This window comes from Pelagimonas phthalicica, assembly GCF_004364805.1.
GTDB lineage: Bacteria > Pseudomonadota > Alphaproteobacteria > Rhodobacterales > Rhodobacteraceae > Pelagimonas > Pelagimonas phthalicica.
In genome coordinates, this window is the sequence record NZ_SOAP01000001.1 from 589,474 (window position 1) to 613,628 (window position 24,155).

The 24,155-nt window shown below is 60.0% G+C and carries 20 protein-coding genes and 1 other RNA gene; 12 read left to right on the forward strand and 9 right to left on the reverse strand.

The window, feature by feature from the left end:
• The first annotated feature begins 8 nt into the window (after positions 1–8).
• Genes CLV87_RS02920 through CLV87_RS02930 form a run of 3 tightly spaced genes read left to right on the forward strand, consistent with a single transcriptional unit; the run spans position 9 to position 5,620 of the window.
• The gene (locus tag CLV87_RS02920) at positions 9–2,246 is read left to right on the forward strand and encodes an SH3 domain-containing protein (protein ID WP_099243525.1); all 2,238 of its coding nucleotides are present in this window, start codon (positions 9–11) and stop codon (positions 2,244–2,246) included.
• 44 nt (positions 2,247–2,290) lie between these two features.
• A complete protein-coding gene (locus tag CLV87_RS02925) occupies positions 2,291–4,762 on the forward strand; it encodes a DUF4384 domain-containing protein (protein ID WP_099243524.1) in 2,472 nt (823 codons plus the stop codon).
• A 15-nt stretch (positions 4,763–4,777) separates the two neighbouring features.
• Positions 4,778–5,620 (forward strand): OmpA family protein, encoded by an 843-nt coding sequence (locus CLV87_RS02930; RefSeq protein WP_099243523.1) that lies wholly within the window; start codon positions 4,778–4,780, stop codon positions 5,618–5,620.
• A gap of 354 nt (positions 5,621–5,974) precedes the next feature.
• On the opposite strand, the gene CLV87_RS02935 is transcribed toward CLV87_RS02930, so the two are convergent.
• Positions 5,975–6,436: an SRPBCC family protein gene (locus tag CLV87_RS02935; protein WP_099243522.1), complete on the reverse strand. Its 462-nt coding sequence runs from the start codon at positions 6,434–6,436 to the stop codon at positions 5,975–5,977.
• 53 nt (positions 6,437–6,489) lie between these two features.
• Positions 6,490–7,458, reverse strand: a complete 969-nt coding sequence (gene nudC, locus CLV87_RS02940; RefSeq protein ID WP_099243521.1) for an NAD(+) diphosphatase — start codon at positions 7,456–7,458, stop codon at positions 6,490–6,492.
• Positions 7,459–7,636: 178 nt separating this feature from the next.
• On the opposite strand from nudC, the gene CLV87_RS02945 reads away from it, so the two are divergent.
• The 3 genes from CLV87_RS02945 to CLV87_RS02955 all read left to right on the forward strand — a co-directional run bounded on the left by CLV87_RS02945 (position 7,637) and on the right by CLV87_RS02955 (position 10,777).
• Positions 7,637–9,610 (forward strand): bifunctional 2',3'-cyclic-nucleotide 2'-phosphodiesterase/3'-nucleotidase, encoded by a 1,974-nt coding sequence (locus CLV87_RS02945; protein ID WP_099243520.1) that lies wholly within the window; start codon positions 7,637–7,639, stop codon positions 9,608–9,610.
• 103 nt (positions 9,611–9,713) lie between these two features.
• Positions 9,714–10,142 (forward strand): hypothetical protein, encoded by a 429-nt coding sequence (locus tag CLV87_RS02950; protein ID WP_133840673.1) that lies wholly within the window; start codon positions 9,714–9,716, stop codon positions 10,140–10,142.
• Positions 10,139–10,777 carry an HAD family hydrolase gene (locus CLV87_RS02955; protein ID WP_099243518.1) on the forward strand — a complete coding sequence of 213 codons (639 nt, stop codon included), beginning with the start codon at positions 10,139–10,141 and terminating at the stop codon, positions 10,775–10,777. Before CLV87_RS02950 ends, CLV87_RS02955 begins: the two co-directional genes overlap by 4 nt.
• Before the next feature lie 133 nt (positions 10,778–10,910).
• Here the strand turns inward: CLV87_RS02955 and CLV87_RS02960 are convergent, their stop codons facing one another.
• Positions 10,911–11,894 (reverse strand): ATP-binding protein, encoded by a 984-nt coding sequence (locus tag CLV87_RS02960; protein ID WP_133840674.1) that lies wholly within the window; start codon positions 11,892–11,894, stop codon positions 10,911–10,913.
• 386 nt (positions 11,895–12,280) lie between these two features.
• A complete protein-coding gene (locus CLV87_RS02965) occupies positions 12,281–13,396 on the reverse strand; it encodes a THUMP domain-containing class I SAM-dependent RNA methyltransferase (protein ID WP_099244835.1) in 1,116 nt (371 codons plus the stop codon).
• 114 nt (positions 13,397–13,510) lie between these two features.
• Between CLV87_RS02965 and ffs the strand changes: the two genes are divergently transcribed.
• Positions 13,511–13,608: signal recognition particle sRNA small type (gene ffs, locus CLV87_RS02970), an RNA gene on the forward strand.
• 239 nt (positions 13,609–13,847) lie between these two features.
• Here ffs and CLV87_RS02975 read toward each other — a convergent pair.
• Positions 13,848–14,414 carry a protein-tyrosine phosphatase family protein gene (locus tag CLV87_RS02975; RefSeq protein WP_099243516.1) on the reverse strand — a complete coding sequence of 189 codons (567 nt, stop codon included), beginning with the start codon at positions 14,412–14,414 and terminating at the stop codon, positions 13,848–13,850.
• Between the two features lie 247 nt (positions 14,415–14,661).
• Entirely contained in the window at positions 14,662–16,203 is a 1,542-nt protein-coding gene (locus tag CLV87_RS02980) for an ankyrin repeat domain-containing protein (RefSeq protein WP_099243515.1), read from the reverse strand.
• A gap of 258 nt (positions 16,204–16,461) precedes the next feature.
• On the opposite strand from CLV87_RS02980, the gene CLV87_RS02985 reads away from it, so the two are divergent.
• From CLV87_RS02985 to recR, 5 genes are all read left to right on the forward strand, one after another.
• Positions 16,462–18,234 (forward strand): DNA polymerase III subunit gamma/tau, encoded by a 1,773-nt coding sequence (locus CLV87_RS02985; RefSeq protein ID WP_099243514.1) that lies wholly within the window; start codon positions 16,462–16,464, stop codon positions 18,232–18,234.
• A 194-nt stretch (positions 18,235–18,428) separates the two neighbouring features.
• Positions 18,429–18,659, forward strand: a complete 231-nt coding sequence (locus CLV87_RS02990; RefSeq protein WP_099243513.1) for a hypothetical protein — start codon at positions 18,429–18,431, stop codon at positions 18,657–18,659.
• Between the two features lie 121 nt (positions 18,660–18,780).
• Positions 18,781–19,125 carry a YbaB/EbfC family nucleoid-associated protein gene (locus CLV87_RS02995; RefSeq protein WP_099243512.1) on the forward strand — a complete coding sequence of 115 codons (345 nt, stop codon included), beginning with the start codon at positions 18,781–18,783 and terminating at the stop codon, positions 19,123–19,125.
• Positions 19,125–20,198: a TraB/GumN family protein gene (locus CLV87_RS03000; RefSeq protein ID WP_099243511.1), complete on the forward strand. Its 1,074-nt coding sequence runs from the start codon at positions 19,125–19,127 to the stop codon at positions 20,196–20,198. The genes CLV87_RS02995 and CLV87_RS03000 overlap by 1 nt, the downstream gene beginning before the upstream one ends.
• On the forward strand, positions 20,195–20,791 hold the full coding sequence (gene recR, locus CLV87_RS03005) for a recombination mediator RecR (RefSeq protein ID WP_099243510.1): 597 nt from the start codon (positions 20,195–20,197) through the stop codon (positions 20,789–20,791). Before CLV87_RS03000 ends, recR begins: the two co-directional genes overlap by 4 nt.
• A 16-nt stretch (positions 20,792–20,807) precedes the next feature.
• Here recR and CLV87_RS03010 read toward each other — a convergent pair whose 3' ends face one another.
• Genes CLV87_RS03010 through CLV87_RS03020 form a run of 3 tightly spaced genes read right to left on the reverse strand, consistent with a single transcriptional unit; the run spans position 20,808 to position 24,088 of the window.
• The gene (locus CLV87_RS03010) at positions 20,808–21,680 is read right to left on the reverse strand and encodes a VOC family protein (RefSeq protein ID WP_099243509.1); all 873 of its coding nucleotides are present in this window, start codon (positions 21,678–21,680) and stop codon (positions 20,808–20,810) included.
• A gap of 40 nt (positions 21,681–21,720) precedes the next feature.
• Entirely contained in the window at positions 21,721–23,235 is a 1,515-nt protein-coding gene (locus CLV87_RS03015) for an aldehyde dehydrogenase family protein (RefSeq protein ID WP_099243508.1), read from the reverse strand.
• Positions 23,228–24,088 (reverse strand): NAD(P)-dependent oxidoreductase, encoded by an 861-nt coding sequence (locus tag CLV87_RS03020; protein ID WP_099243507.1) that lies wholly within the window; start codon positions 24,086–24,088, stop codon positions 23,228–23,230. Before CLV87_RS03020 ends, CLV87_RS03015 begins: the two co-directional genes overlap by 8 nt.
• Positions 24,089–24,155 lie beyond the last annotated feature (67 nt).

Genomic DNA, 24,155 nt, shown 5'->3' on the forward strand with positions numbered 1-24,155 from the left:
ACAGACCCGTGCGCAATTTTGTTGCCCTTACCGCTTTGATCGCCGGATTGGCCGCCGTCGAGCCCGTGTCCGCCCAGGATATTGTAGGTTTTGACCGCAGCGATTTCGGCAATATCGTCCTCAACCGCAAACAATCCGCCAGCGCAGGAGACATCGAATTCGAGCTTTCGGTTGGTGATTACAACAATGAAAGCATCCGCAATTATTCCCCGGCCAGTATTTTCGCCAAGATCGGCCACAGCGTCGGGCGGCTGGATATTCTGACCGATAAGGGGATTTTTCCCTGTACGGCCTTTATCGTCGACAAGAAACACATCCTGACCAATTACCACTGTGTGCCCGGCATTCTGGACAATGAACGCGCCGGGGCAACGCGCATTGACGCGGTGCAATTCGTGGCGGGCTACACCCAGCAGGGTGTCGAGGAAGGCACCAAGAAATATATCGTCAGCCCGACCCCAGTCGAGGCGCATGAAGATCTGGATTATGCGCTGCTTGAGGTGCTGGGCGACCCCAGCGCCGAATATGGCATGCTGAAACTGGCCTCATCGACCCCGCATGATGGCGACCCCTATTGGGTGATCGGCCACCCGATGGGCGAGGCCCAGCGCATCAGCCGCGAAAAGTGCAAGGCCAACAATCCGGCCCTGTCCAATAACCGCTTGCTGCATACCTGTGACACGCTGCCGGGCAATTCCGGCTCGCCGGTTATTGACGCATCCTTGCAAATGGTTGTGGGCCTGCACCATGCGGGGTCCAAGCGTGACAGCGTGAACTTTGCCATTCCCATGGCTGATATTATTGAACGCTCCGAGATCCTTGAGGCGGCGCTTACCACGCAAAACGATGCGCCCCCGGTTGATCCGAAACCTGACACAACGCCAGATCCAAAACCGGGCGAAGATGGCGCGGGCACGCCGCCCAAGCCAGACCCAGCGCCACAGGATGAATCCACCGTTCTGTGTGATGCGCTTTATTCCGAGGCCAAGGGCTATGGCGTCTGCTTTGCCTATCAGGCCTATCTGGAGCAGTGCCAGGGCCACAAATTTGCGCCCTTTGCGCAGAGCTTTATCAACCATCAGTGCCAGACCGCCGATGTGAAACCTGACCCGGTGCAGCCCGATCCCGTGCAGCCCAAGCCGGTTGATCCGGCCCCGGTCACCTATCTGCGCCCCTGGTGCAGCGCTTCGCATCTCAACAATACCGAGCGCACCATTTGTGGCGATGCTTACCTGGCCGGTCTCGATGAGCGTCTGACCCAGGCCTATAACGGCCAGTCCGGCAAGGCGACCGCGCGCCAGCAGGCCGATTGGCGGGTGAATACCCGCGATGTCTGCGGCACCAGCACATCCTGCATCAGCCGTGTTGTGCTGGATCGCATCACCTATCTGGAAACCCCCGTTGTGACGCCTCCGCCATCAACCGGAGGAGATTACCGCGTGGTGCGCGGCTCTTACCAGCTGTCGAGCAGCCAGTGCTATATCGTGACCGCCTCGCGCCCCTCGATTGCCGAAGCTGTCAGCTTTGCCAAGCAATGGTTCCCTGGTCGCAGCGGTGTGCGCATCTTCCAATCGACCAATGGCTATTATGGCATCACCCTGAAAACCGTGCGCAAATCCAACTCGGAATGGGAGATCAGCCAACTGAAATCGCAAGGGGCCGTGCCCTCTGACAGCTATTGCTCGGTCGGTGGTCGCTATATTGCCGAGGTGCTGTGGCAGGGTGGCGGCGCGTCATTGCCGCCCAGCAATCCAAGCCCGTCCACCTACACCATGTATGTGGCCAATAACAAAGATGGCGGGCTGAATGTGCGTCCGGGTCCGGGCACCCAGTACCCTTATTTCACCGAAATCCGTCCGGGCACCAAGCTGACCGTGATCGGAACCTCGGGCAAGTGGTCCAATGTGATCCTGCCCAGCGGGCAAAAGGGCTGGGTCTATACCCCGCTGCTGTCGCGCTCAAAACCCCATGTTGCCCAATGCTGGGCCACGGTTCGGGGGCTGCGCTCGATCTCGCAATATAACCCTTCCACCGGTGCCGGTTTCCTGGCTGTGCGCACCAAACCTTCAACCAAGGGCCGCAAAATCTCTGAGGTCTACCTGGGCGACCGTGTCGAGGTGATCGGACAGACCAATAAATGGGCCCGCATCAAATGTGTCTCGGGGCAATGCCGTTCCCCCTTTGCTGGCAGTGCCGGCGTCATGGGGTGGTCCTCGAAAAAGTACCTTTCCATCAGTTGTAATTAATCATCCCGTTAAAAGAGCCACCGACAGGTAGCAGGAGAAGTGATATGAAACGCGTAAATCTGTTCAAAGCCAGCCTTTTGGCGACTGCGGCGATCCTGACCGCGCCCGCCGCAATGGCGCAGGAGACGGCGACCCCGGTTGCCGCCCCCACCGCCGCTCCGGGTGCTGACCCGGTCGGGGCCCCGCCCCTGCCAATGGATGCCAGCCCCGCCGAAGAAGCCGCCTATAAGGTGCTGGATAAATATTGCGCCAGCTGCCACCAGGACGGCGCGCTGGAAAACGGTCTGACCAAGTCGAAATCCGGGTTTGGCCACGTGCTGGACATGCGCCGCCTGGCGCAGGATCCGAAATTTGTGACCTTGGGCGATCACACCAAGTCCAAGCTGTATCAGGTGATCGCCGGTGGTTCGCCGCCCATGCCGGACAATTGCTGGTCCGCCGATTGTACCCCCAAGGCCGAAGAGCTTGAGGTTCTCAAGCTGTGGATTGACGGGCTGGATGACGATGTCGAGGAAAAGAAATTTGTCTCGCTCGAAGAGCTGCATCGCCTCGCCCATGAAGATCTGCAAAAGCAGCCCACCAACCGCCGCGACCGCATCCGCTATATCTCGCTTCGCCCGCTGTATAACGACTCGGACGTAAGCCCGGAAAACTACGAGGCCTATCGTCAGGCGACGGTCAAAATGATCAACGCCCTGAGCTGGAACCCCGAGCCCTATAAGTGGGAAGCGGTGGATGAATATGGCGTGTTGATGCGCATTTACCTGCCTGAGATCGATTGGGACCAGCACAAGTGGCATACGCTTGAGGCAATCTATCCCTACGGTGTTGGCAGCGAAACCGACCCTTATCTGAGCCCGCTGAAGCATATGGCCAAGACCGAGGTGCCGATCCTGCGCGCCGACTGGTTTGCTGCCACCGCGTCGGTCTCGCCGCTTTATTATGATCTGCTGGGTCTGCCGGACACGGTTCAGGGGCTGGAGCAGCTGTTGAACCTGGACATGGTCAAGAACATCCAGAACGAACAGGTTGTCCGCGCCGGATTCCAGGATTCGGGCGTGTCGACCAACAACCGCCTGATCGAGCGTCACGCGCTTGGCACCGGCTTCTTCTGGACGTCCTATGACTTTGCCGGATCGAAGGGGCGTCAGAGCTTTTTCGAATATCCGCTGGGTCCCAAAGAGGCCTATGGCGAAGAGCTGGCCTTTAACCATGATGGTGGCGAGTCGATCTTTACCCTGCCCAACGGCTTCCACGCCTATTACCTGAATACTGCCGAAGGCGAGCGTCTGGATGTTGGCCCCACCAGCATTGTGCGCGACGATGACTATTCCGATGGCACCGGCGAGGTGGTGAACGGCATCAGCTGTATTTCCTGCCACTCCAAGGGCATTCGCTATAACGATGATGGCGTGCGTGATGTGGCCATGAGCAACCTGTCCCTGTCCCCTTCAAGCCGTCAGACCATCGACGCGATCTATCCGGGCAATGACGTGGTGCAGGACTGGTTCAAGAAAGACCAGCAGGCGTTTTTTGACACGCTGACCTCGGCCGGGATCGACCCGGAGACCACCGCCGGTGGGCTTGAACCGGTGCGCGGGCTGTTTGTCTATTATGTCGATCACTTTGTCGATCTGCAGCAAGCCGCAAACGAGCTGGGCATGCCTGAGGAGGAGCTGCGCAAGCGGATGCCTTTTGTTGGACACCAGTTTGCCAGCCTGATGACCCGTCTGGAGCAAAGCCCGATTGCACGGGATGAATGGACAGCCGCCTATCCGGTTCTGCTGGAGAAGCTGACCGATTACCGTCCCTATGTGAATGATCACAAGCCTGTGGCCAACCTGACCCACACCGTGGCAGCGGTGGTCAAGGACACCCCGTATGAGCCACCGGTCAAGGATGATCATTCGGTCTATGCCCCACCGCCTGCGAAAAAGCACGTGCCAGACACGACCTATGCGGATGTGGCCAAGCCTGATCACAAAGCCTATGACCCGGTTGCCCATTCGGTGCCTAGCCAGTCGCACCTGACGGTGTACACCGACAAGCCGACCTATTCGGTGGGCGAAGGTCTGCAGGTCTATATCGAGCCGCGCCATGATTGCCGCTTGACCCTGATCTCGATTGACGACCGTCACCAGAGCTGCGTTCTGTATCCTTTCCCTGGTCTCGATGACATCGTGATCAAAGGTGGCAGCCAGTATGTCTTCCCGCCCAAGGGCACTTTGCGCACCACGCATGAAGGTCTGGAAACCATTCTGGCCATCTGTAATGGTGGTCATGATGCGATTGATCTGCACACCCGCGACACATCCAAGGTGTCCTGTGCCGCCGATCACAAGCCACTGACCAAAGACCAGTATGAAACCGTCGTGAACGAAGTTCTGGCGCTGGATCTGGGGGATGATCACGGCAAGGACAAGCACAGCCCGGCCGGTGTCGATTATCGTGGCGTGAGCGATCACAACCCGAAAATCGTCAAATCCCAGATCTCGGTCGTTGTAACCGCACATTAAGAACAGGAGGCGGAGATGTTGAAGAAAACCCTGATAACCTCCGCGCTCTGCCTGGGGCTGCCTCTGGTGGCCCCCATGGCAGCCCAAGCGCAAAGCGGAGAGATTTTCATTCCAGGTGCAGGGGATGCCCTGCCCGAGATCAAGGCGAAACCCACCAACCCATTGGCGCGCTGCATGTTCGATGCCTCGGCGGCGAATTGTGCTGATATTGGCCGGGATGACAGCGGCGTGCAGTTCGAAAGCGCCGTGGCCCCGCAATACGAGACTCTGGTGCTGGACCTGAACGACCACAAGGTCGCGATCAGCACCGAACCTCCGGCCAAGCCACCGGTCTATGATGCGCCGCCCGCACCGGCCTATAAGGACCCCAAAAAGGCGCCGGATTACACCGCCAAGCCCAGCCATGATCCGAACTATGCCGCAGGCCATACGCCACCTCCGGCGCATGACCCCTATGCGGGGGGCAAAATCGCCCTGCCCTCGGTCGCGATCTCGATTGAGTTTGATTATAACAGCGACCACATCCGCGCCGATCAACTGGGCAAGCTGACCCAGCTGGTGGCGGCGCTACAGGACCCGGCCCTGTCGGGCACGCCTTACGCGGTGATCGGCCATACGGATTCCGCTGGGTCCGAAGGCTATAACTGCGATCTGTCCCTGCGCCGCGCGGCATCGGTGACCCGAGCGCTGGAGAGCAGCTATGTGCAATTGCCGCTCTACCCGGTGGGGTTTGGGGAATATGTGCTCAAGAACGAGTATAACCCGAAAGCCCCGGAAAACCGCCGCGTGACCTTCCTGCGCCTGCCGGATCATCCCGGGACGGTTTTGCAGACGGCCAATGCCGTGTGCCACTATTAACACCATCAGCGGGGCGCGTGACATCACGGGCCCCGCAACCAAATTCCGTCCACGGAATTTGCAAAAGTGTAGGGTCAGCAAGCCCTGATTTGGCGGCACTGGCGCGCGAAGGGCAATAAAGCAGAGGTTTTGAGCGCGCAGGAACTGGCTGGGTCAATTGCAAGCGCTCAAAGCCGCTGCTTTGCAGCGCTCCGTGCGTCCAAAGGATTTCAATGATCTTCTCTCTGAACTGCGTTACGTCGCCTTGAAATACACCCAGTATTTCTGCAGCGACGTGCCTAGTCAGAAACAAGATCATTGAAACCAGTGCCGCCAAATCAGGGCTTGCTGACCCTCCTAAAACTTTTGGACCTGTTACCCTTTCAGGCGATTTTCCAGATCTTTGGCCAGCAGGCCCATGCGGTTGCGGAAACGCTTGTCGATCCCGCCTTTGGCCAGTTTCAGAGATTGCACCAAAAGCCGGGCTGACAGGGTTTTGGGCAGGAATTCCGTCACCACCCCGATCCGAGTGCGCGAGCGTGACAGGGCAACCAGATCCACGGTTGTGCGCGCCTCTAGCCCGCCGGAAATGCTGGTGAACACCAATTGTTCGGGCGCGCTGTACTCGGCCAGCTCAATATCCGCCGTCCGCGTCTTGCCGCGAAAGCGAAACCCCGCCTGCCAGGCCATCCCGGCAGCCACCTGCCCCGGATCATTGGTGCGGCGCACATCGATCCCCCGACGCAGCACCTGACGTTCGATCCCGTCGAAATCCGTCACCTCGGCAAAGACCCGATCCAGGGGGGCTTCGATATCTTCGCGTGCTGTCAGTTCCATATGCTCGACCCATTTGTGGTGTTTGTTAACGAATTCATAGCCGAGTTTTGCCGTTAATCCAATCGATCTGCCAACCAATTTCTGATGAGAAAATGAGCAATTGCCCCTTTTCGACCGGGCAGAATGTCGCTGCGCTGTCCGGCATAGGCTTCGATCATATCCTCGCGGCTGACCCAGCGCGCATCCTCAAGCTCATTGGGGTCCAGCGTGATCGCACCGTCCAAGGCTTCGCCATGGCAGCCGATCATCAGGGACGACGGAAAAGCCCAGGGCTGGCTGGCGAGATAGCGCACAGGACCAACCGGCACGCCCGCCTCTTCCATCACTTCACGCCGCACCGCCGCCTCGATGGTTTCGCCCGGTTCCAGAAAGCCTGCGAGGCAGGAATACATGCCCTCGGGCCAACCCGGCGAGCGGCCCAACAGGGTCTTGTTGCCACGGGTGATCAGCATGATCACCACCGGATCGGTGCGCGGAAAATGCTGGGTGCCGCAGCTGGGGCAAATGCTTTGCCATCCGGCCTGATACCACTCGGTTTTCGCGCCGCATTTGCTGCAAAACCCATGGCTGGCATGCCAGGCAAAGATCGAGCGCATGGTCGCCGCAAGCTCGGCATCACGGGCAGAGAGACGGGTCATGATCCCGCGCAGCTCGGCAAAGCGTTCATCGCCGTCAAAGCTTGGGTGGCGCTGTTCGCTGGGGTCGATGAATTGTTTCAGCGCCTCGCTATCCAGCCCCTCGGGTTCCCAGGCAGACAGGTCATGAGCAAACAGCGCCGCGCCATTTTCGCGGCCCAAAAGCATCGGCGCGCTGCGTGCCTCGGCCAGCACCGGATGGGTCATCGGCACGCGGACCAAATCCAACGCTCCGTCGCCCGAAATCAGCGGTTTTCCCCGCCAAATCAAGGCACAACGGGTGTCCGGGGCCTGCATCGCCGCCGCCAAAGCCGGGATATCGCCACGTAAATCCGCGGCCCGATCCAGGTCAGAGCCACCAAAGGTAACCGTTTCTGCGTGCTTCATGTGCCTGCCTCTTTTTCCGGCGCGACTGTGGCCTGCTTTGGCGCGGGACGCAACGGCAAGCGACGCGAAAAACTGTGATGCCTTGCAACCCGAGGAATCATGGTATCCTGTCACAATCCTGTTGAGAGTCGCTGCCACATAAGCAGAAGGACCAACCAAAAATACAAAGAGGTTACTCATGTCCAACACATTCAATAAACTGTCGCGCCGCCAATTCCTAGCCAGCACCACCGCCGGTGCCACGATGATCGCCCTGCACCCCTATTCTGCTGCGGCGTCCTCAAATCAGGCGCATCTGCGTATTCTGGAAACCACCGATATCCACGTGCATGTGCACCCCTATGATTACTACGCGGACAAACCACGCGACACGGTTGGGCTGAGCCGGGCTGCCTCGATCATCAATGAAATCCGCGCCGAGGCCACCAACAGCCTGCTGGTCGATAATGGCGACTTTTTGCAGGGCAACCCGATGGGCGATTACATCGCCTATGAGCGCGGCATGAAAGAGGGTGATATGCACCCGATCATCACCGCCTTTAATACGCTGGGCTATGATGCGGCCACCATCGGCAACCACGAATTCAACTATGGCCTCGACTTTCTGATGAAATCCGCCGCCGGGGCGGAATTCCCGATTGTGCTGGCCAATATCGCCAAAGAACAGGGCGCAAGCCCGCGCGAAGACAAGACCCTGTTCAAGCCCTATTCGATCCTTGAGCGCGAGTTGACAGACGGCAATGGCGAGCCCCATCAGATCAAGGTTGGCGTGATTGGTTTTACCCCGCCGCAGGTGATGAACTGGGATCGTCGCCATCTTGAGGGCAATGTCTCGGCCCGCGATATTGTCGAGACCGCCAAGGCCTATATCCCCGAAATGAAAGAACAAGGCGCGGATATCATCATCGCGCTGTCCCATTCGGGCATTGGCTCGGCGGATCACAGTGACGGCATGGAAAACGCCTCGGTTCCGCTGGCGGCTGTTGACGGGATTGACGCGCTGGTCACCGGGCATTCACACTTGGTCTTCCCCTCGGCCACCTATGCGGATTACGCCGCTGTGGACGCGGAAAAGGGCACCATCCACGGCAAACCCGCCGTCATGGGCGGTTTCTGGGGCTCGCATCTGGGTGTGATCGACTTGCTGCTGGAACGCGAGGGCAATGAATGGCGCGTGATCACCACCACCTCGGAATCCCGCCCGATCTCCAAGCGCAACGAAGATCGCTCCATCACCGCACTGGTCGAGGATGATCAGGCGGTTCTGGCGGCCACCGCCAAAGATCACGAGGAAACCCTGGCCTATGTGCGCCGCGCCGTCGGCAAGACATCCGCGCCGCTGCATTCCTATTTTGCGCTGGTGGCCGATGATCCCTCGGTCCAAATCGTGTCGATTGCACAGAAGTGGTATGTGGAGCAGATGCTCAAAGGCACCGAACACGAAGGCCTGCCGGTGCTCTCGGCTGCGGCGCCGTTCAAGGCCGGTGGCCGCGGTGGCCCGGAATATTACACCGATGTGGCCGTGGGTGATGTGGCGATCAAGAACGTCTCTGACCTCTACCTCTACCCCAACACCGTGCGCGCGGTGCGGGTCACCGGGGCGCAGGTCAAGGGCTGGCTGGAACGCTCGGCCGGGATGTTCAACCAGATCGAGGCCGGGTCGTCTGATGCGATCCTGCTCAACCCGTCCTTCCCGTCCTACAACTTTGATGTGATCGACGGGGTGACATATCAGATCGACCTCAGCCAGCCCTCGCGCTTTGCCCCCAAAGGTGAGCTGCTGGATGAAGGCGCAAGCCGGATTGTCGACCTGAAATTCAATGGTGAGCCGGTGACCGATGATATGGAATTCATCATCGCCACCAACAATTACCGCGCCTCGGGTGGCGGAAACTTCCCGGGCACCAAGGACACCATTGTCTTTGAGGCCCCGGATACCAACCGCGACGTGATCGTGCGTTATATTGTGGAACAGGGCACCATTGACCCCAAGGCCGATGCCAACTGGTCCTTTGCCCCGCTGGACGGCACCACCGTGCTGTTCGAAACAGGGCCCAAGGCGCGTGACTATATCAACGATGTCAAAGGTGTGAGCATCGAGGATGCCGGGGATGGAGCCAATGGATTCGCCGCCTTCCGCATCAAGCTTTAAGGCGCACCAATAACGGAAACCACAAACAGGCGCGGCATAACAAACGCGCCTGTTTTCTATGCGTGCGGAGTGCCTGCGGGATGGTGGGTGGGGCGAGGTCAGCTTGCTGACCAGCGTCCGCCCCCATCCCCCGCGTGACTTTTGCCGCGCCCTCGCCTATGCCAAGGGCAAAGCAGCAGTTCAGGACCACCTCATGTACAAGTTCCTCGCCGGTATGATCTTTATGGCCGCTCTGGCCGCGTTTGTCACCAAGCCCGGCCCCGATGCCGCCGAGGCAGAGTTGAAAAGCCAACTCATGACCGCAATCAGCACGCAAAAACTGGGCGAACAAGACGGGCTTAACGCCGCCGCCCTTCTGGCCTGCCGCCTGGATCCCAACAGCTGTTACGACCTGCTGCGCAGCGGCATCGATCTCACTTACGAAGACCGCTACCTCTATGCCAAGCTCGACCTGGACGGGTTTGAGCGCCAAGCCAGCTGTTACGGTCTCTATACCAAGTTCTACTGCCCGGGTGGCTTGCAAAAACAATGACGTATCAGGGCGTGATCTTTGATCTCGATGGAACGCTTTTGGACACCGAAGCCATGGCGCGCCGCGCCGGGGAACACGCGTTTCAAACGCTCGGGTTAGACGTGCCCGATGGGTTCTTTGACAGCCTGGTCGGGGTGGACTTTGACACGGGCATGGCTCAGATCATTGCCCGCTGGCCCGATTTGGATACGGACCGCCTCAACCAGCTTTGGGGGCAAAAATCGCGCGAATTGCACCACCAGGGCATCCCGCAAAAGCCCGGCGTTGCGCAGATCCTGGATCATATCGACCGGCTGAACCTCCCCAAGGCCATCGCAACCTCCTCCTTTCGGGACTCGGCCCAACACAAATTGCAGGCCGCCGGGCTGGCGGATCGATTTGACATCGTGATTTCGGTGGATTGCGTAAGCCGGGCCAAACCGGCCCCTGATCCATATCTTTTGGCGGCAGAGCGCCTTGGCATAGCCCCAACCGCCTGCCTGGCCTTTGAGGATAGCGAGACAGGCGCGCAATCCGCTTTTGCCGCCGGGATGTGCGTGGTTCTGATCCCCGACACCGCCCCGGTCAGCGGCCAATATGCCCACCATATGGCCGCTGACCTGCTGGCTGGCGCTGGCAAAGCCGGCTTGATTTAGAGCGCGTTCAGTTCAATTGAATTCACTCGGCAGGTCGAACGCGTTGTGCCCTGCAAACGCTGCCTCGACCTGCCGAGAGAATACTTGAATCTGATCAAACTGAACACGCTGTAACCCCGCTCTAACCGGCGCTTCAGGCTGCCAACAATCGCCCCAACCATTCGCGCATGTCCTGATCCTGCAGCGCATAGCGGCCGCGCCCCGGACGCCAGACAATCCCGCGTTCACGCAGCCCGTCCAGCGCCTTTTGCACCTTGGGCGCTGATGGTTTTTCGCCCATGGCCTCCCCGATCCGCGCCAGGGTCCGGGCCGCAAAGGGGGAAAACCCACTGCCATCCTCCAACAGCACCTCGAGCACCCGGCGTTGCAACGCGGTCAGGCCCTCAAACCCGCTATTTTGCGTTTGCCAGGCCAGCAAGCGCAAACTGTCTGGATTTTGCGTGATGGTCTGACGCAGCCCGGCGCTGCCCTGCGCCCCAAGCGCGTGATCTACAAGCACATGGATCAGGGTTGCGGGCTGATTGCCCAGTAGGGAAAAGGCCGTGTCCACATCCTCGACATCCAATTGGTTGCTGTCGGAAAAACGGGCGTTCAAAGCCTCGGTCAGGGCCTCGACAAATTCCCGCCCCAAACGCGGGAATTCCTGAACATGGGCCCCGAAAAACGGCGCTTCCTTTTGCAGTACAAGCGCGTTGAGCTTGTCACGATAGGACCCGGTGCAGATCAGGCGCAAACGCCCGGCCCCATCCGCCAGTGTCGCCGGTGACATCAGCGCACGCATTCCGATCAAAAGCGCCATCCCGTCGGCGTCATCCAATATGTCCTGGGCTTCGTCCAATATCAGGACCAGATCGCGCTTTGTATATTCTAGAATATCACGCAGCAACCCAAGCACAAAACCCGCGGTAACAGAGGCCACATTTGGTTTTTGCTTTTCACCTCCGTTCGAAAGATATGCCGCAATAAGCGGGGCATGTTGATTGGAAAGGCTGTGCAACCCGGCCGAAACCAATACACCGTTCAAAGCCACCAGCAATTCGCCCCTTGCCCCGCCACTTTCCTGCGACCAAAGATCGCAATAGGCTACATTTGCGCCATCCTGTCGCAGCTTCGGCATCAAGTCATTGATTATGAATGATGTTTTCCCAACCCCCTTTGGAGAGGACAGGAAAAGGCAATTCAGGTCATGCGGTTCGTCTTTGGAAAGGAAATCGGTGCAGAGGGCCTCTGACTGAAAATTTCTTTTGAAATAAAAGTTTTTAAACATGAAAGATCTTTCAGGAATTTCGGAAAACAATCTCAGCACAAGTTGCGAAACAAAATTTTACTCACCTTATGGTTTAATTTCACCAAGGTCCAGAACCGAATTCACGGGCCAGGATAATTGCCGCGCAAACCCATTAATCTGCCGCGCAATACGGGCAGTTTGCTGGGATTTCAATCAATCTTATTCGGTTTCGTTACTCATTGTTAACGAAGAGCCCCCTCACAGGAGCCTGAGCGCTAAAGCGCCCCGGTCTTATAAAGCTTGACCTTGAGCCCGCCAAAGGACACCGGCGGGCCGGAGGTAAAGGGCAGATCGCAGGCCTTGGCAAGGCCGCCGTCGGAGGTGATCAGCCCGACACGCCAGCCAGCAAAGCGCTCGCGCATGATCTGCCCAAAGCTGCCATAGAGCGAGAACAGCAATTTGCGGTTGCCGATGCGCGCCCCGTAAGGTGGATTGACGATCACCAGGCCCGGCGGGCCGTCGGGGCGTTGCACCTCACCAACCGGAGCGCGGCTGAACTGGCACCAGTCCGCCACCCCGGCCCGTTTGGCATTGGCGCTTGCCCCGCGGATCGCGCCGTCATCGCGGTCTGATCCGTAAAAGCGGATTTGGGGTGCGGTTTCTGGTGCAATTTCAGGCGCGCTTTGCGTCATCGCGCCCCAGGCGGCCGTGTCAAACCCGGCGAAGTGTTCAAAGGCAAATTCACGGCTGCGCCCGGGATGCAGGCCCGCCGCGATTTCCGCCGCCTCAAGCAGGAAAGTGCCCGAGCCGCACATCGGATCGAGCACCGGTTCCTGCCCGTCATATCCGCACTCACGCAAAAACAGCGCGGCGAGGGTCTCGCGCATGGGCGCTTTGCCCACCGCTTCTTTGTGGCCGCGCCGGTGCAAGGGTTCGCCAGAGGTGTCGAGGCTGAGGGTGACAAGGTCATCTTCGATGCGGACCAACACGCGGATTGCGGCCTCGGGCTGGATCGGGGCCCCCAAAGTCTCGGTGATCGCGCGTTCCACCCGCTGGCGGGCGGCGCGGTCATGGTAGATCTTGGAATTGCGGCAGGTGGCTTCGACCCGGACGGGGATGTCAGGGCGCAAGAAAGCCGCCCAGTCGAATTTACGCGCCCGTTTGTCGAGCTGCGCCAGATGGAAGGCGCGAAAAGACCCGATACGCACCAGAACGCGCCCCGCCCCGCGCAAGGTCAGATTGGCGCGCCAGACCTCGGACCAGGGGCCACGGGTGGTGACGCCGCCAGCGGTGGGTTGCGGATCGGCAAAGCCGTGATCGCGGGCCTCTTGCGCCAGCAAGGGTTCAAGGCCCGGCTGACCAGCGAGGAAAATGTCGAATTCGGTGCTCATGCCCCCGTTTAGAGCCTGTTGATCGCAGGTGCGAGGGGAAACATGCGCGAGGCGGCTGTCATGAATTTGAAACAGAGCATTGCGAATCCCGATCCGCGCCATTACATGAGGCCCTGAGAGGTTGCGCGGGCAGACGCCTCGCCAACCTGGTCAGGTCCGGAAGGAAGCAGCCACAACGAGTCCCGTTTGGGTCGATGCAATCTCTCACCTTTGGTTTTCCGTGCAAACTTAGCAAGTGAATGCGCGAGGCAGTCCGCCTCCGGATCGCTTGCGATCCGGTTCGCACTCATGCCAGAGGCATGCTTACAGCATGACCCCGCCTCCCAGGGCGGGTGCGAAATCCAATCAGCGTGTCGTGAAACTGTGCCTGTTTGATACCCCAAACTCTGCCACCAAGTCCAAAGGCACCCACCCTCGGTGCCGGGAGCGAACCTCTGTCGCGATCTACGGCCTACTCACTATGCCGCATAAAGAGCGGCATATTGGGTTGGGCACCTTTGGCCCAGTTGATCTGGGTGGCATTGCCGATCCCGGCCTCTTGTGCGCTGGCAAGACGGTCTTTGGTATCGCCCGGCGCCGCCCCTGTTTCGATCATCAGGCGCAGGGCCACCATGGCCGAGCGCGCGCCGCCATCGCCACAAAGCACCACCACACGCCCGCCGCCCTTGAGTGCGCGGCGCGCGCGGTCGCTGATCTGATCCCAGCTTTCACCGCCCGCCTCTTGCGGGACCTCATCGGTGGCGATCTTGAAATGCACCCAGCGCGTACCGCGATCCTGCATCTGCGCGCCAAGTTTTTCTGCCCGTGCCTCGGCCATCTCTTCGGCAGTGGCCAGGGTGATCACCATGGCGGGCATCCAACTGGAAAGATGTTCGAGATCACCAGCGTAATCCCCCCCTGCCCCCGGCAGGGTCGAGAGCGCCAGAATACCGCCGCCAACCGGCAAGGCCTGAATGACGATAGGCACGGTTTCACGCGGGGTTTCGGTGTGTTGAGACGAAGAGGGCGGTGTGGTCACGAGGTTCCCCCCGGACCAGACATGTCATGCCCCCCATCCGTTTGGTTGCCAGGCCCTTTCCCAGGCAAGCCCCGCAATCCCATCTCCAATCCCCCCAAAGCAAAACACACCAGTCAATCGAACCGGCAAAAAATTTACCGAAGCGATGATACACATTCATCCGATTTGGCCTAGCGATTCGTTCACAAGCGGGTTGGGGAGAGGGGGGAGCGGCGCGCCAGACCCGTCCGGCGCGCCTGTTTTGTGGTCAAACCACCTGCCCTGGCCGGGCTTCGGCCCAATCTTCGAGAAAGGCGCGCAGGTCTTCGCGCCCGACCAGCGGGATGTCTCGGGCGGGCAGCGCGACACCTTCGGTCAGCGCCAATTCGAGACAGGCCTGATAATCGCGCCCATCGCGATCCGGGTTGTTTTCCGAGCCATGGATGATGGTGGACAGCAAAGTGCCACCATACCCATTCACATGTGACAGATCCGGCCCGAGTTTCAGGAAGTATTCCATGACCTCGGGCAACCCCTCCCACCCGGCAAGCTGCACCGGGGTCAGGCCTTCGCTGTCGGGCTTGTCCCAGGGCAGGCCCAACGCGATGAGCTGTTTGACCTGATCCAATCGCCCCGGCAGGTGCAGGATCTCGCGGATCAGATTGGCATAGGCCGGGGCGAGTTGGGCGGTGTCGATATACTCTCCCGGGCTGGCCAGCCCTTGGGCGGCGCGGGCCATCAGAGTCTCTTCTCGGGTCAAGGGCATGGCAGCATCACGCGCCTCAATCGCCTGAACCAAATCCATGTTGCCATGCACACGGGCATAAGCATAGGCATTGGCCCCTTGATAGATGCGTGCCGGGTCAGCGCCAGCACTCAGGAGCAGATCAATCATGCGGGCGTCACTGCCACGCCGCGCGGCCTGATGCAGAGCGGGGACGACCCAGGGGGATTCTCCCCCAATCTCGGCATCGTTGAAATCATCCGCCTTGGCCCCATGGGCCAGCAACATCTCAACCGCCTTGTGATCGTGGAAATCCATCGCCCGCAGCAAGGCATTGGTGCCAGACGGATCGGCCCCGGCCTTGAGCAACATTTCAAGTCCTTGATGATGGCCCAGCTCGGTGGCGTGATAGAGGCTTTCATTGTCATTGGGATTGGCCCCGTGATCCAAAAGCCATTGGCCCAGCGCCATGTTATTGGCATGGCCAATCGCACCATAAAGCGCCGAGAGCCTGTGATCAGAGCCCGGTTCATGCGGAAAGCCGTCATTCACATCGGCCCCATTGGCGAGCAATAGCTCGGCAATGCCCAACATATTGTCCCGCTGATCCGGCCAGGCATGGATCCATTTGGAAAAGGCCAGATGCAGAATCGGGCGGCGCGGGCCAAAGCTCTGCGTGGCAAGGCTTGGGTTGTCTGCCAAGGCCGATTGCACCGCCTCAAGCTCGTAGAGCGCAACCTGAAGGGCGAAATGCCCCTCGGCCAGGTCAGGCGTGTCTTCGAGCAGGGTTGAGACCACGGTGTTTTGCCCGTGATAGAGCGCGATTTTCAGGCGTTGTATCTTGGCCGCGCGGTCCAGGCCCAGCGTTTCAGCCGCATGTTTCAGGCGCGGCCAGCTTTCAAAGCCGTTTTCGCGTGCCACCACATGCAGGAAATCCGCCCGTTTCAGGGTAGCATCATCGCGCCGGGGCGGACGTTGGCGCAGGCGTTCAATCGCGCGTGGCTCACCCGCCATATAGGCGCGGTGCAATTGCTTGGCCTCTAGGCGCAATTGGTCAAGCGACAGCGCGGGGGGGAATGGGGACATGATCGGGTTCCTCCGTCTTGCCCAATGATCCGCTAAATCGGGCAGAGAAACCGAATTTTCGGTGAAAATTCAGCCCATCCCGTTGCTGGTCAGAAACCGGCGCAGGGTTGGAGCAGGTGCAAACGCTTTCCGCGGATCAGGTGGCCGCCTGCAAACGGCCCGGCTGCACACTGCCTCGGATCGAAACAGAAATCAAGCGGTGGACGGCAGGCAGCGCAAAGCGTAACTTGCAGCCTGACTTAATGCACTGGGACCCCGATGTCAGACACGCCCGAATATCAGGTATTGGCCCGTAAATACCGCCCTGAAACCTTTGCCGATCTGGTCGGGCAGGACGCCATGGTGCGCACGCTGCGCAACGCGTTTGAGGCGGATCGCATCGCGCAGGCCTTTGTGATGACAGGGATTCGCGGCACCGGCAAAACCACCACCGCGCGGATTATCGCCAAGGGGATGAACTGTATCGGCGAGGATGGCCAGGGCGGGCCAACCACCGATCCTTGTGGGAAATGCGAACATTGTCAGGCGATCATGGAAGGTCGCCATGTGGATGTGATGGAGATGGACGCCGCCTCGCGCACAGGGGTGAACGACATCCGCGAGATCATCGACAGCGTGCATTACCGGGCGGCCAGCGCGCGCTACAAGATCTATATCATCGACGAAGTTCACATGTTGTCGACCAGCGCGTTCAACGCGCTGTTGAAGACGCTCGAGGAACCGCCCGCCCATGTGAAATTCATCTTTGCCACCACGGAAATCCGCAAGGTTCCGGTGACGGTTCTGTCGCGTTGCCAGCGCTTTGATCTGCGCCGGATCGAACCCGAAGACCAAATCGCCCTGCTGCGCAAGATCGCCACCGCTGAGGGTGGTGAGATCACGGACGAGGCCTTGGCGCTGATCACCCGCGCGGCGGAAGGCTCGGCTCGGGATGCAACATCGTTGCTGGATCAGGCCATTTCGCATGGGGCGGGAGAGACCACGGCGGATCAGGTGCGCGCCATGCTGGGGCTGGCGGATCGTGGCCGGGTGATGGATCTGTTCGAACGCATCATGCGCGGCGATGCGGCCGGGGCCTTGCAGGAATTGGCGTCGCAATATGCCGATGGGGCCGACCCGCTGGCGATTTTGAAGGATTTGGCCGAGCTGACCCATTGGATTTCAGTGGTGAAAATCACCCCGGATGCCGCCGAAGACCCGACGATCTCGCCCGATGAACGGGCGCGTGGGCTGGCCTTTGCGGACGGGCTGGGTATGCGCAGCCTGAGCCGAAGCTGGCAGATGCTGCTGAAGGCGATCGAAGAAGTGTCAAATGCGCCGTCTTCGATGATGGCGGCAGAGATGGCGGTGATCCGTTTGACCCATGTGGCCGACCTGCCCGCCCCCGAAGAGCTGATCCGCAAGTTGCAGGAAACTGCGCCGCCTCCGGGCCCCGGTCCGCAAGGTGGCGGCATGATGCATCAGGGCGGCGGCGCGGGCGCGCAGGCGACAGGTATGCCCAACCCAACCCATCCCGGCCCCGCCGCACCGGGCAATGGCGGGCCGGTGGCCTTTGCCGGTGGTGCGGTTACCGCCTTGGCCACCGATCAGGGGCTGGCGAAATACGCCACGTTTGAGCATGTGCTGGAGCTGATCCGGGTCAATCGTGATGTGAAGATGCTGGTTGAGATTGAGGGCAATCTGCGCCTTGCGGCCTACCAACCCGGACGGATTGAATTTGCCCCGACCGAGACCGCCGCGCCCGACCTTGCCGCGCGTCTTGGAGGAGCCTTGCAGCGCTGGACAGGGCAGCGCTGGGTTGTGACCGTCGTCAATGAGTGCAACACACCCACCATCGTGGAACGGCGCGACGCGGCGCGGCTGGCGCTGCACGCCAAGGCCGAAGAACACCCGCTGGTACAGGCGGTTGTCGCGGCCTTTCCCAAAGCCGAGATCCTAGAGGTGCGCACCCCCGAACAAATCGCGGCCGAGGCGCAGGAAGAGGCGCTGCCCGAAGTCGAGGATGAATGGGATCCGTTTGAGGAAGATTAAGACCTGGAGGTACGCGCCTCCAAATTCCGTCGACGGAATTTGCAAATTTCATCCATGAAATTTGGGGCAAGACGCGGCGTGAGGGCTGTGAACAGTCGGTATTTCCTGACCTGTCTGATCAAACAGAACATGCTAGGCCAATTTTGCCTAAAATTTTACGGGCTGCCTTCTATTCAAACCCTCGGGATATTCCTATGCGCCTACTTACCTATACTTTGACCTGCCTTGCCCTGACCGCCGCCCCTGCCTTGGCCGATTGCAAACCGGGCAGCTGTGGCAAGGGCAAACGTTGCTCTTACAATGCCACAACCGGTACCAAAGAATGCATCGATGCCACATCCAAAGGGCTGACCGACATGATCAAGGATCGCGCTCAGGTTCAGGGCGCGCAAATCGACCCATCGGGTGATCGCCCCTCTAAATAAATCGCCAATCCGAGCACCTATTCACGGCCCCGGTTTTGCTCCGGGGCCGTTGCGCGGCCTTGTGAAAACGGGCCGTCCGGCCTATGTGTCACTTCAACGAGACGCCGCAAGGAGAGACGCAATGCTCAAAGGTTTGGGCCAGCTTGGCGACATGGCCAAGATGATGAAATCCGCACAGGAAATGCAGGCCAAGGTCGTGCAGATGCAAGAAGACCTGAACAACACCGTCGTCATTGGCGAATCCGGTGCTGGTCTGGTCAAGGCGCGTGCCACCGCCAAGGGCGAGCTGACCGGCCTTGAGATCGATCCGTCGATCTTTGTGCCCTCGGAAAAAGAAGTGGCCGAGGATCTGATCCTGGCCGCGATCAAGGACGCGCAGGTCAAAGCCAAAGAGCGCGAGCAGCAGGAAATGTCCAAGATCACCGAAGAGCTTGGCCTGCCCGCAGATATGAAGCTGCCTTTCTGATGACCGCGCGAGGGCTTGTTGGCAAACTGGCCCTCGCGGCGATTTGGGCGGCGGGCGTGATCGCCCCTGCCCCTCTGACCGCGCAGGATTGGGCGACGCCCGAGGTTTGCGACGTGTCGATCCTGTCAGAATTTCCCGAAGCCCAAAGCGATCTGCCGCTTGAGCAGTTGCAAAGCGCTGCTGCGGAGATCCCCAATGGGCAGGGCAAATTCTGGCGCATCACCGCGCCGAATGGGGCCGTGTCGCATCTTTGGGGCACCTTTCACAGTTCCAACCGCTTTATTCTCGATCTGCCCGACCCGGTTTTGGCCGAGATCAAATCCGCCCGCCGCGTCGCGCTTGAGATTGACCCGGTCTATAAAAGCCGCGCCGCTTATGAGCGTGCTCTGGGGCAGCCCGGATATTTCCGCCCGGCTGGCAGCGGCTTTGATTTTGGCGATCTGGGCCTGCCGGATACGGTCGAGACCTGGATTTCAGCGCGGTTGCAGGCCGTTGGCTGGGGCAGCTCTTCGATCCATTACCTGTCCTTGGGCGGTTTGTCGGAAATCCTGCTTTGGTCGCCTTGTGATGATTTTGACGCCGGCGTCATTCCCAACCAGGACAGCTATATCCAAACCTTGGCGCGGATCGAGAACATCCCGGTTCTGGGGCTGGAACCACCAAACCGGTTGATCCGCCACCTGAACCACCCAGACAACCACGCGCTGGCCCGGGCCATGGTGGCGGTTTACGGGTCTTACCTTGCGCCGATGGAAAATTCTGACGGGTTCGCTGCGCATATCACCCTGTATGTTCAGGGAAAAATTGCCACCTCAATGGTGATGGATCAGGAATGGACCCTGAATGCCTTGGGCAATGAAGGGCCTGCGCTACATGAGCGGCTGAACAATTACCTGCTTGATCAGCGCAACCATGATTTTATCACGGCCGCCGAGGCGGCGCTGCAAGAGGGTGGATTGTTCATGGGGGTCGGGGCGTATCACCTACCGGGGCATCAGGGGGTGGTGGAACTTTTGCGAACAAAAGGCTACCAAGTGGATCGAGTTCCCTTGCCTGACGAAACCACCGAATGACCCGCTCCACCGACAAGATCGAAGAATTGATTGCGCTGATGGCGCGGCTGCCCGGGCTTGGCCCGCGCTCGGCCCGCCGGGCGGTGCTGCATCTGATCCGCAAGCGCGGGCTGCTGCTGACGCCACTGGCGGACAGCATGAAAGAGGTCGCCGAAACCGCGCGGGAATGCCTGAATTGCGGCAATGTCGGCACCTCGGATATTTGCGAGATTTGCGAGGATGAGCGCCGCGCCAATGGCGAGCTCTGCGTGGTCGAAGATGTCGCTGATCTCTGGGCGATGGAGCGCGCAGGCGTGTTCAAGGGCCGCTATCACGTGCTGGGCGGGACACTGTCGGCGCTGGATGGTGTCGGCCCGGACGAGCTGCGTATCCCGCAGCTTGTCAACCGTATTCAGGCGGAACAGATCAGCGAAGTGATCCTGGCCCTGAACGCTACAATCGACGGCCAAACCACGGTGCATTACATCGCCGACCAGCTTGAGGGCCGGGTCGAGATGACCTCACTCGCGCAGGGCGTGCCCATTGGGGGTGAGCTGGATTACCTCGACGATGGCACAATCTCGGCCGCCATGGCGGCACGCAAGAAACTATGACAGGCGTATCGCCTTTTTATCGTTGAACAAAACGCTGCGCGATGCCGCCGAGTTTGGCCATATCGGATACCACAAGAGCGCCGTCGCGCTGGTGCAGCATGACACCCGAGGCGGCTTGCTGAACTTGCGCCAGGTCTTTAACCCGCACATCCAGCCCCGCGATGCGCGGACCGCTGGCGAGGAAATCATCGGGCAGCTCCACGCCCAATAGCGCAGTGACCTGCGCCGGGGTGCCGATGCGCCAATATCCGTTTGTGGTCGCCACCCTGTCAAAGCCCAGAGCGTCCTTGCCCGGATTTTCACCGTGAAGGGCGCAAAGCCAATCCAGCACCGGTGCCGCATCCTCGGCCACAATGGTCACTGCTTCGAACCCGTGCGCGCCATTGGGATGTGTCATCCGGTCAGGAAACTCCAGCAGGTCGCGGCGATGTTGCTGGCAGGCAAAAACCGAGAGCCGCGGCATTTCGACGTTGTGAAAGATCTTGAGCGTGGTTTTGGTCCGATCCGGCTGCCCATCGGCGCGGCGCACGTCACGGCCAAAATTCACGGTTCCGGTGCAGGGGATGTTGCGCGCAGCCAGCTCGGCCTCAGCCTGCGCAGCATTTTCGGTGAATAGCGCGGTCAGGGCCACGCCCTCGGACAGGTTCAAAAACCGTTCCACATGGCGGCCAAAGCGGAACCCGCCGGTTTCATACCCGTCCAAGAGCGAGGGATCGCCAATGCTGACGATCTCAAGGATTTGGTGGCGGAACAGGGCCAACGCCGTAGAGGTCCCCCAAGGATGCTGCCCCGGCGGCGCGATAAAGAACCCCAAAGCGCGATAGGTGGCGATGGTCTGCTCAAGATCACGCACCGCGATCAAGGGGTGGTCAATGCCCAGAAAAGCCATTCTTATCCTCCTGCCTGCGCGGCGTTCAGCGCTGCAAAACTCACTCGCTCGGCGCATAGCCAAAGGCCACGCGCGGCACCTCGGCGGTTTCGACCCAGACGCTTTTGGGCGCGGTATATTCCATCAACACATCGGTCCCAGATGAACGCCCAAAGCCCGAGGAGCGGGACCCACCAAAGGGGGTGGAGACATGGATGGCCTTATATGCGTTTACCCAAAAGGTCCCGGCGCGCACATTGGCCGCCATGCGATGGGACCGCCCCACATCCCTGGTCCAGACTGCCCCGGCCAGGCCGAAATCGGTGCTATTGGCGATGCGCACGGCGTCTTCTTCATCCTCAAAGCTGAGCGCGGTTACGACCGGGCCAAAGATCTCGCTCTGGGCAGCATCGGCAGTGGGCGGAAGATCAGCCAGGATCGTTGGAGGAACGATCAGACTGTCGCCCTCATGGCCCGGCGCAGCCATGACCTGTGCGCCATCCTTGGCGGCCTGGCTGACCATGGCGCTGACATGGTCAAACTGGCGGCGGTTGCTGATCGGGCCGATTTCCGTGCTTTCGTCCAAGGGGTCCCCCAGCTTGAGCTGCGCCATGCCATCGGCAACCATCTGAACAAATCTCTCGCGAATTGAGGCCTGCACCAAGAGCCGAGACCCAGCGACACAGCTTTGCCCTGCCGTGGCAAAAATCGCCGCCTGCGCGCCTTTGCACGCGGCTTCAAGATCGGCATCGTCAAAGACGATATTGGCGGATTTCCCGCCCAGTTCCAGCACCACGGGCTTGAGCGCCCGACCCGCAGATGTTGCCACGATCCGGCCCGTGGCGGGCGAGCCGACAAAGACCACCTTGCGCACCGCATCATGGGCGATGGCTGCCTCTGCGGCTGTGGGGCCCAGTCCGGCCAGCACGTTGATCAACCCTTTGGGCGCGCCTGCCTCTTCGCAGATCGCCGCCAGCGCAATCGAGGTTACTGGCGTCAATTCGCTGGGTTTCAACACCACGCCATTGCCGCAGGCCATGGCCGGAGCAATCTGCCAACCCGCTGTAAACATGGGTGCATTCCACGGGGTGATCTGAAAGATCACACCCAAGGGTTCGCGGATCGTATAGTTCAAATGGCCGGATGGCACCGGAATAACCTGGCCGTGCAGCTTGTCCGTATAGCCCGCATAATAACGAAACATTTCCGACACTTTGGCAATTTCGACCCGGCAATCGCGGATGGGCTTGCCCGCGACCACCGCCTCGACCTGGGCCAGCCTTTCCAGCCGGTCATCGACCAGCGCCGCGATCTTTTGCATGACAATTCCGCGACCCGCAGCGGTAAAGCCGGTCATCCACACCCGTTGCGCCACATCGGTGGCTTTGCAGGCTTGGTTGGCAATTTCGGCCCCGCAATCGGGATATTGCGCCAGGACCACGCGCGCATAGGGATCTTCGAGCGAAATCACCTCCCCTGCCCCGGTAACAAAGGCCCCGTCGACATAGCTATGGGGCGTTTCGGGCAGGCCTAGATCGGCACAAAGCGTTTTGTAATGAGAAAAGCGATCAAGCATTGGAGCGTTTCCGGTATTTGTAAATTTCGTTGAAATCAGCGCTGTCATCCAGCATGTCACGGCTTTGTTCCCAGATCGCCGCGATGACTTCGGTTGCGGGCAGGGAAATGCCCAGCCGATCCGCCAAACCGGTGGCAAGGCCGACATCCTTGCGCATCAACCCCATGGTAAAGCCCGAGTCATAGGCCTCGTTGGTGATCCATTTCGGGAAATTCACCTCGCTGACACCGGACCGGCCCGATCCGGCATTCACACCGGCCAGAAGCTCGGCCAGGGAAATGCCCGCCCGTTCGGCCATTTGCGCCATTTCGCCCATCAAAACCAGGTTGGCCGCGCAGAGCAGGTTATTGGCGATCTTGACCGTATGCCCGGCCCCGGATGGGCCGATATGAAGCAGTTTGCCGGTCATTTTTTCTAGCAGCGGGCGCACCTTGGCAAAGGCATCTTCGTCGCCGCCCACCACCATAGTCATCGTGCCCGTGCGCGCGCCCAAAGGCCCGCCGCTGACTGGGCCGTCAAGGAAGTGGTAGTCGTTATCGCTTGCAATGGCCGACAGGCGCTTGGTCGTGTCCGGCTCGGAGGTCGAGGTGTCGATCACGATGGTGCCCGGGCGCAAATGTGGCCCAAGCTCGGCCATAACCGCTTCGACGATGGCGGCTTTGGGCAGGGACAGAATGATGGTTTTGCAGGTAAGGCCGAGGACCTCCAATGAGGCCGCAACCGATGCCCCCTTGCCCTGCACCCGCGCGCGCGCTTCGGGCATGGTGTCAAAACACAAGACCTCGCAATTCTGCTCCATCAGGCGCGTTGCATACCCGCCGCCCATCGCGCCCAGTCCAATAAGTCCGATCATGTGAACCTCCAAGTTTGGAGGCAGCGTAGACGGGGACGATGCGTGCGGGAATTGCGCCGAGTGAGGA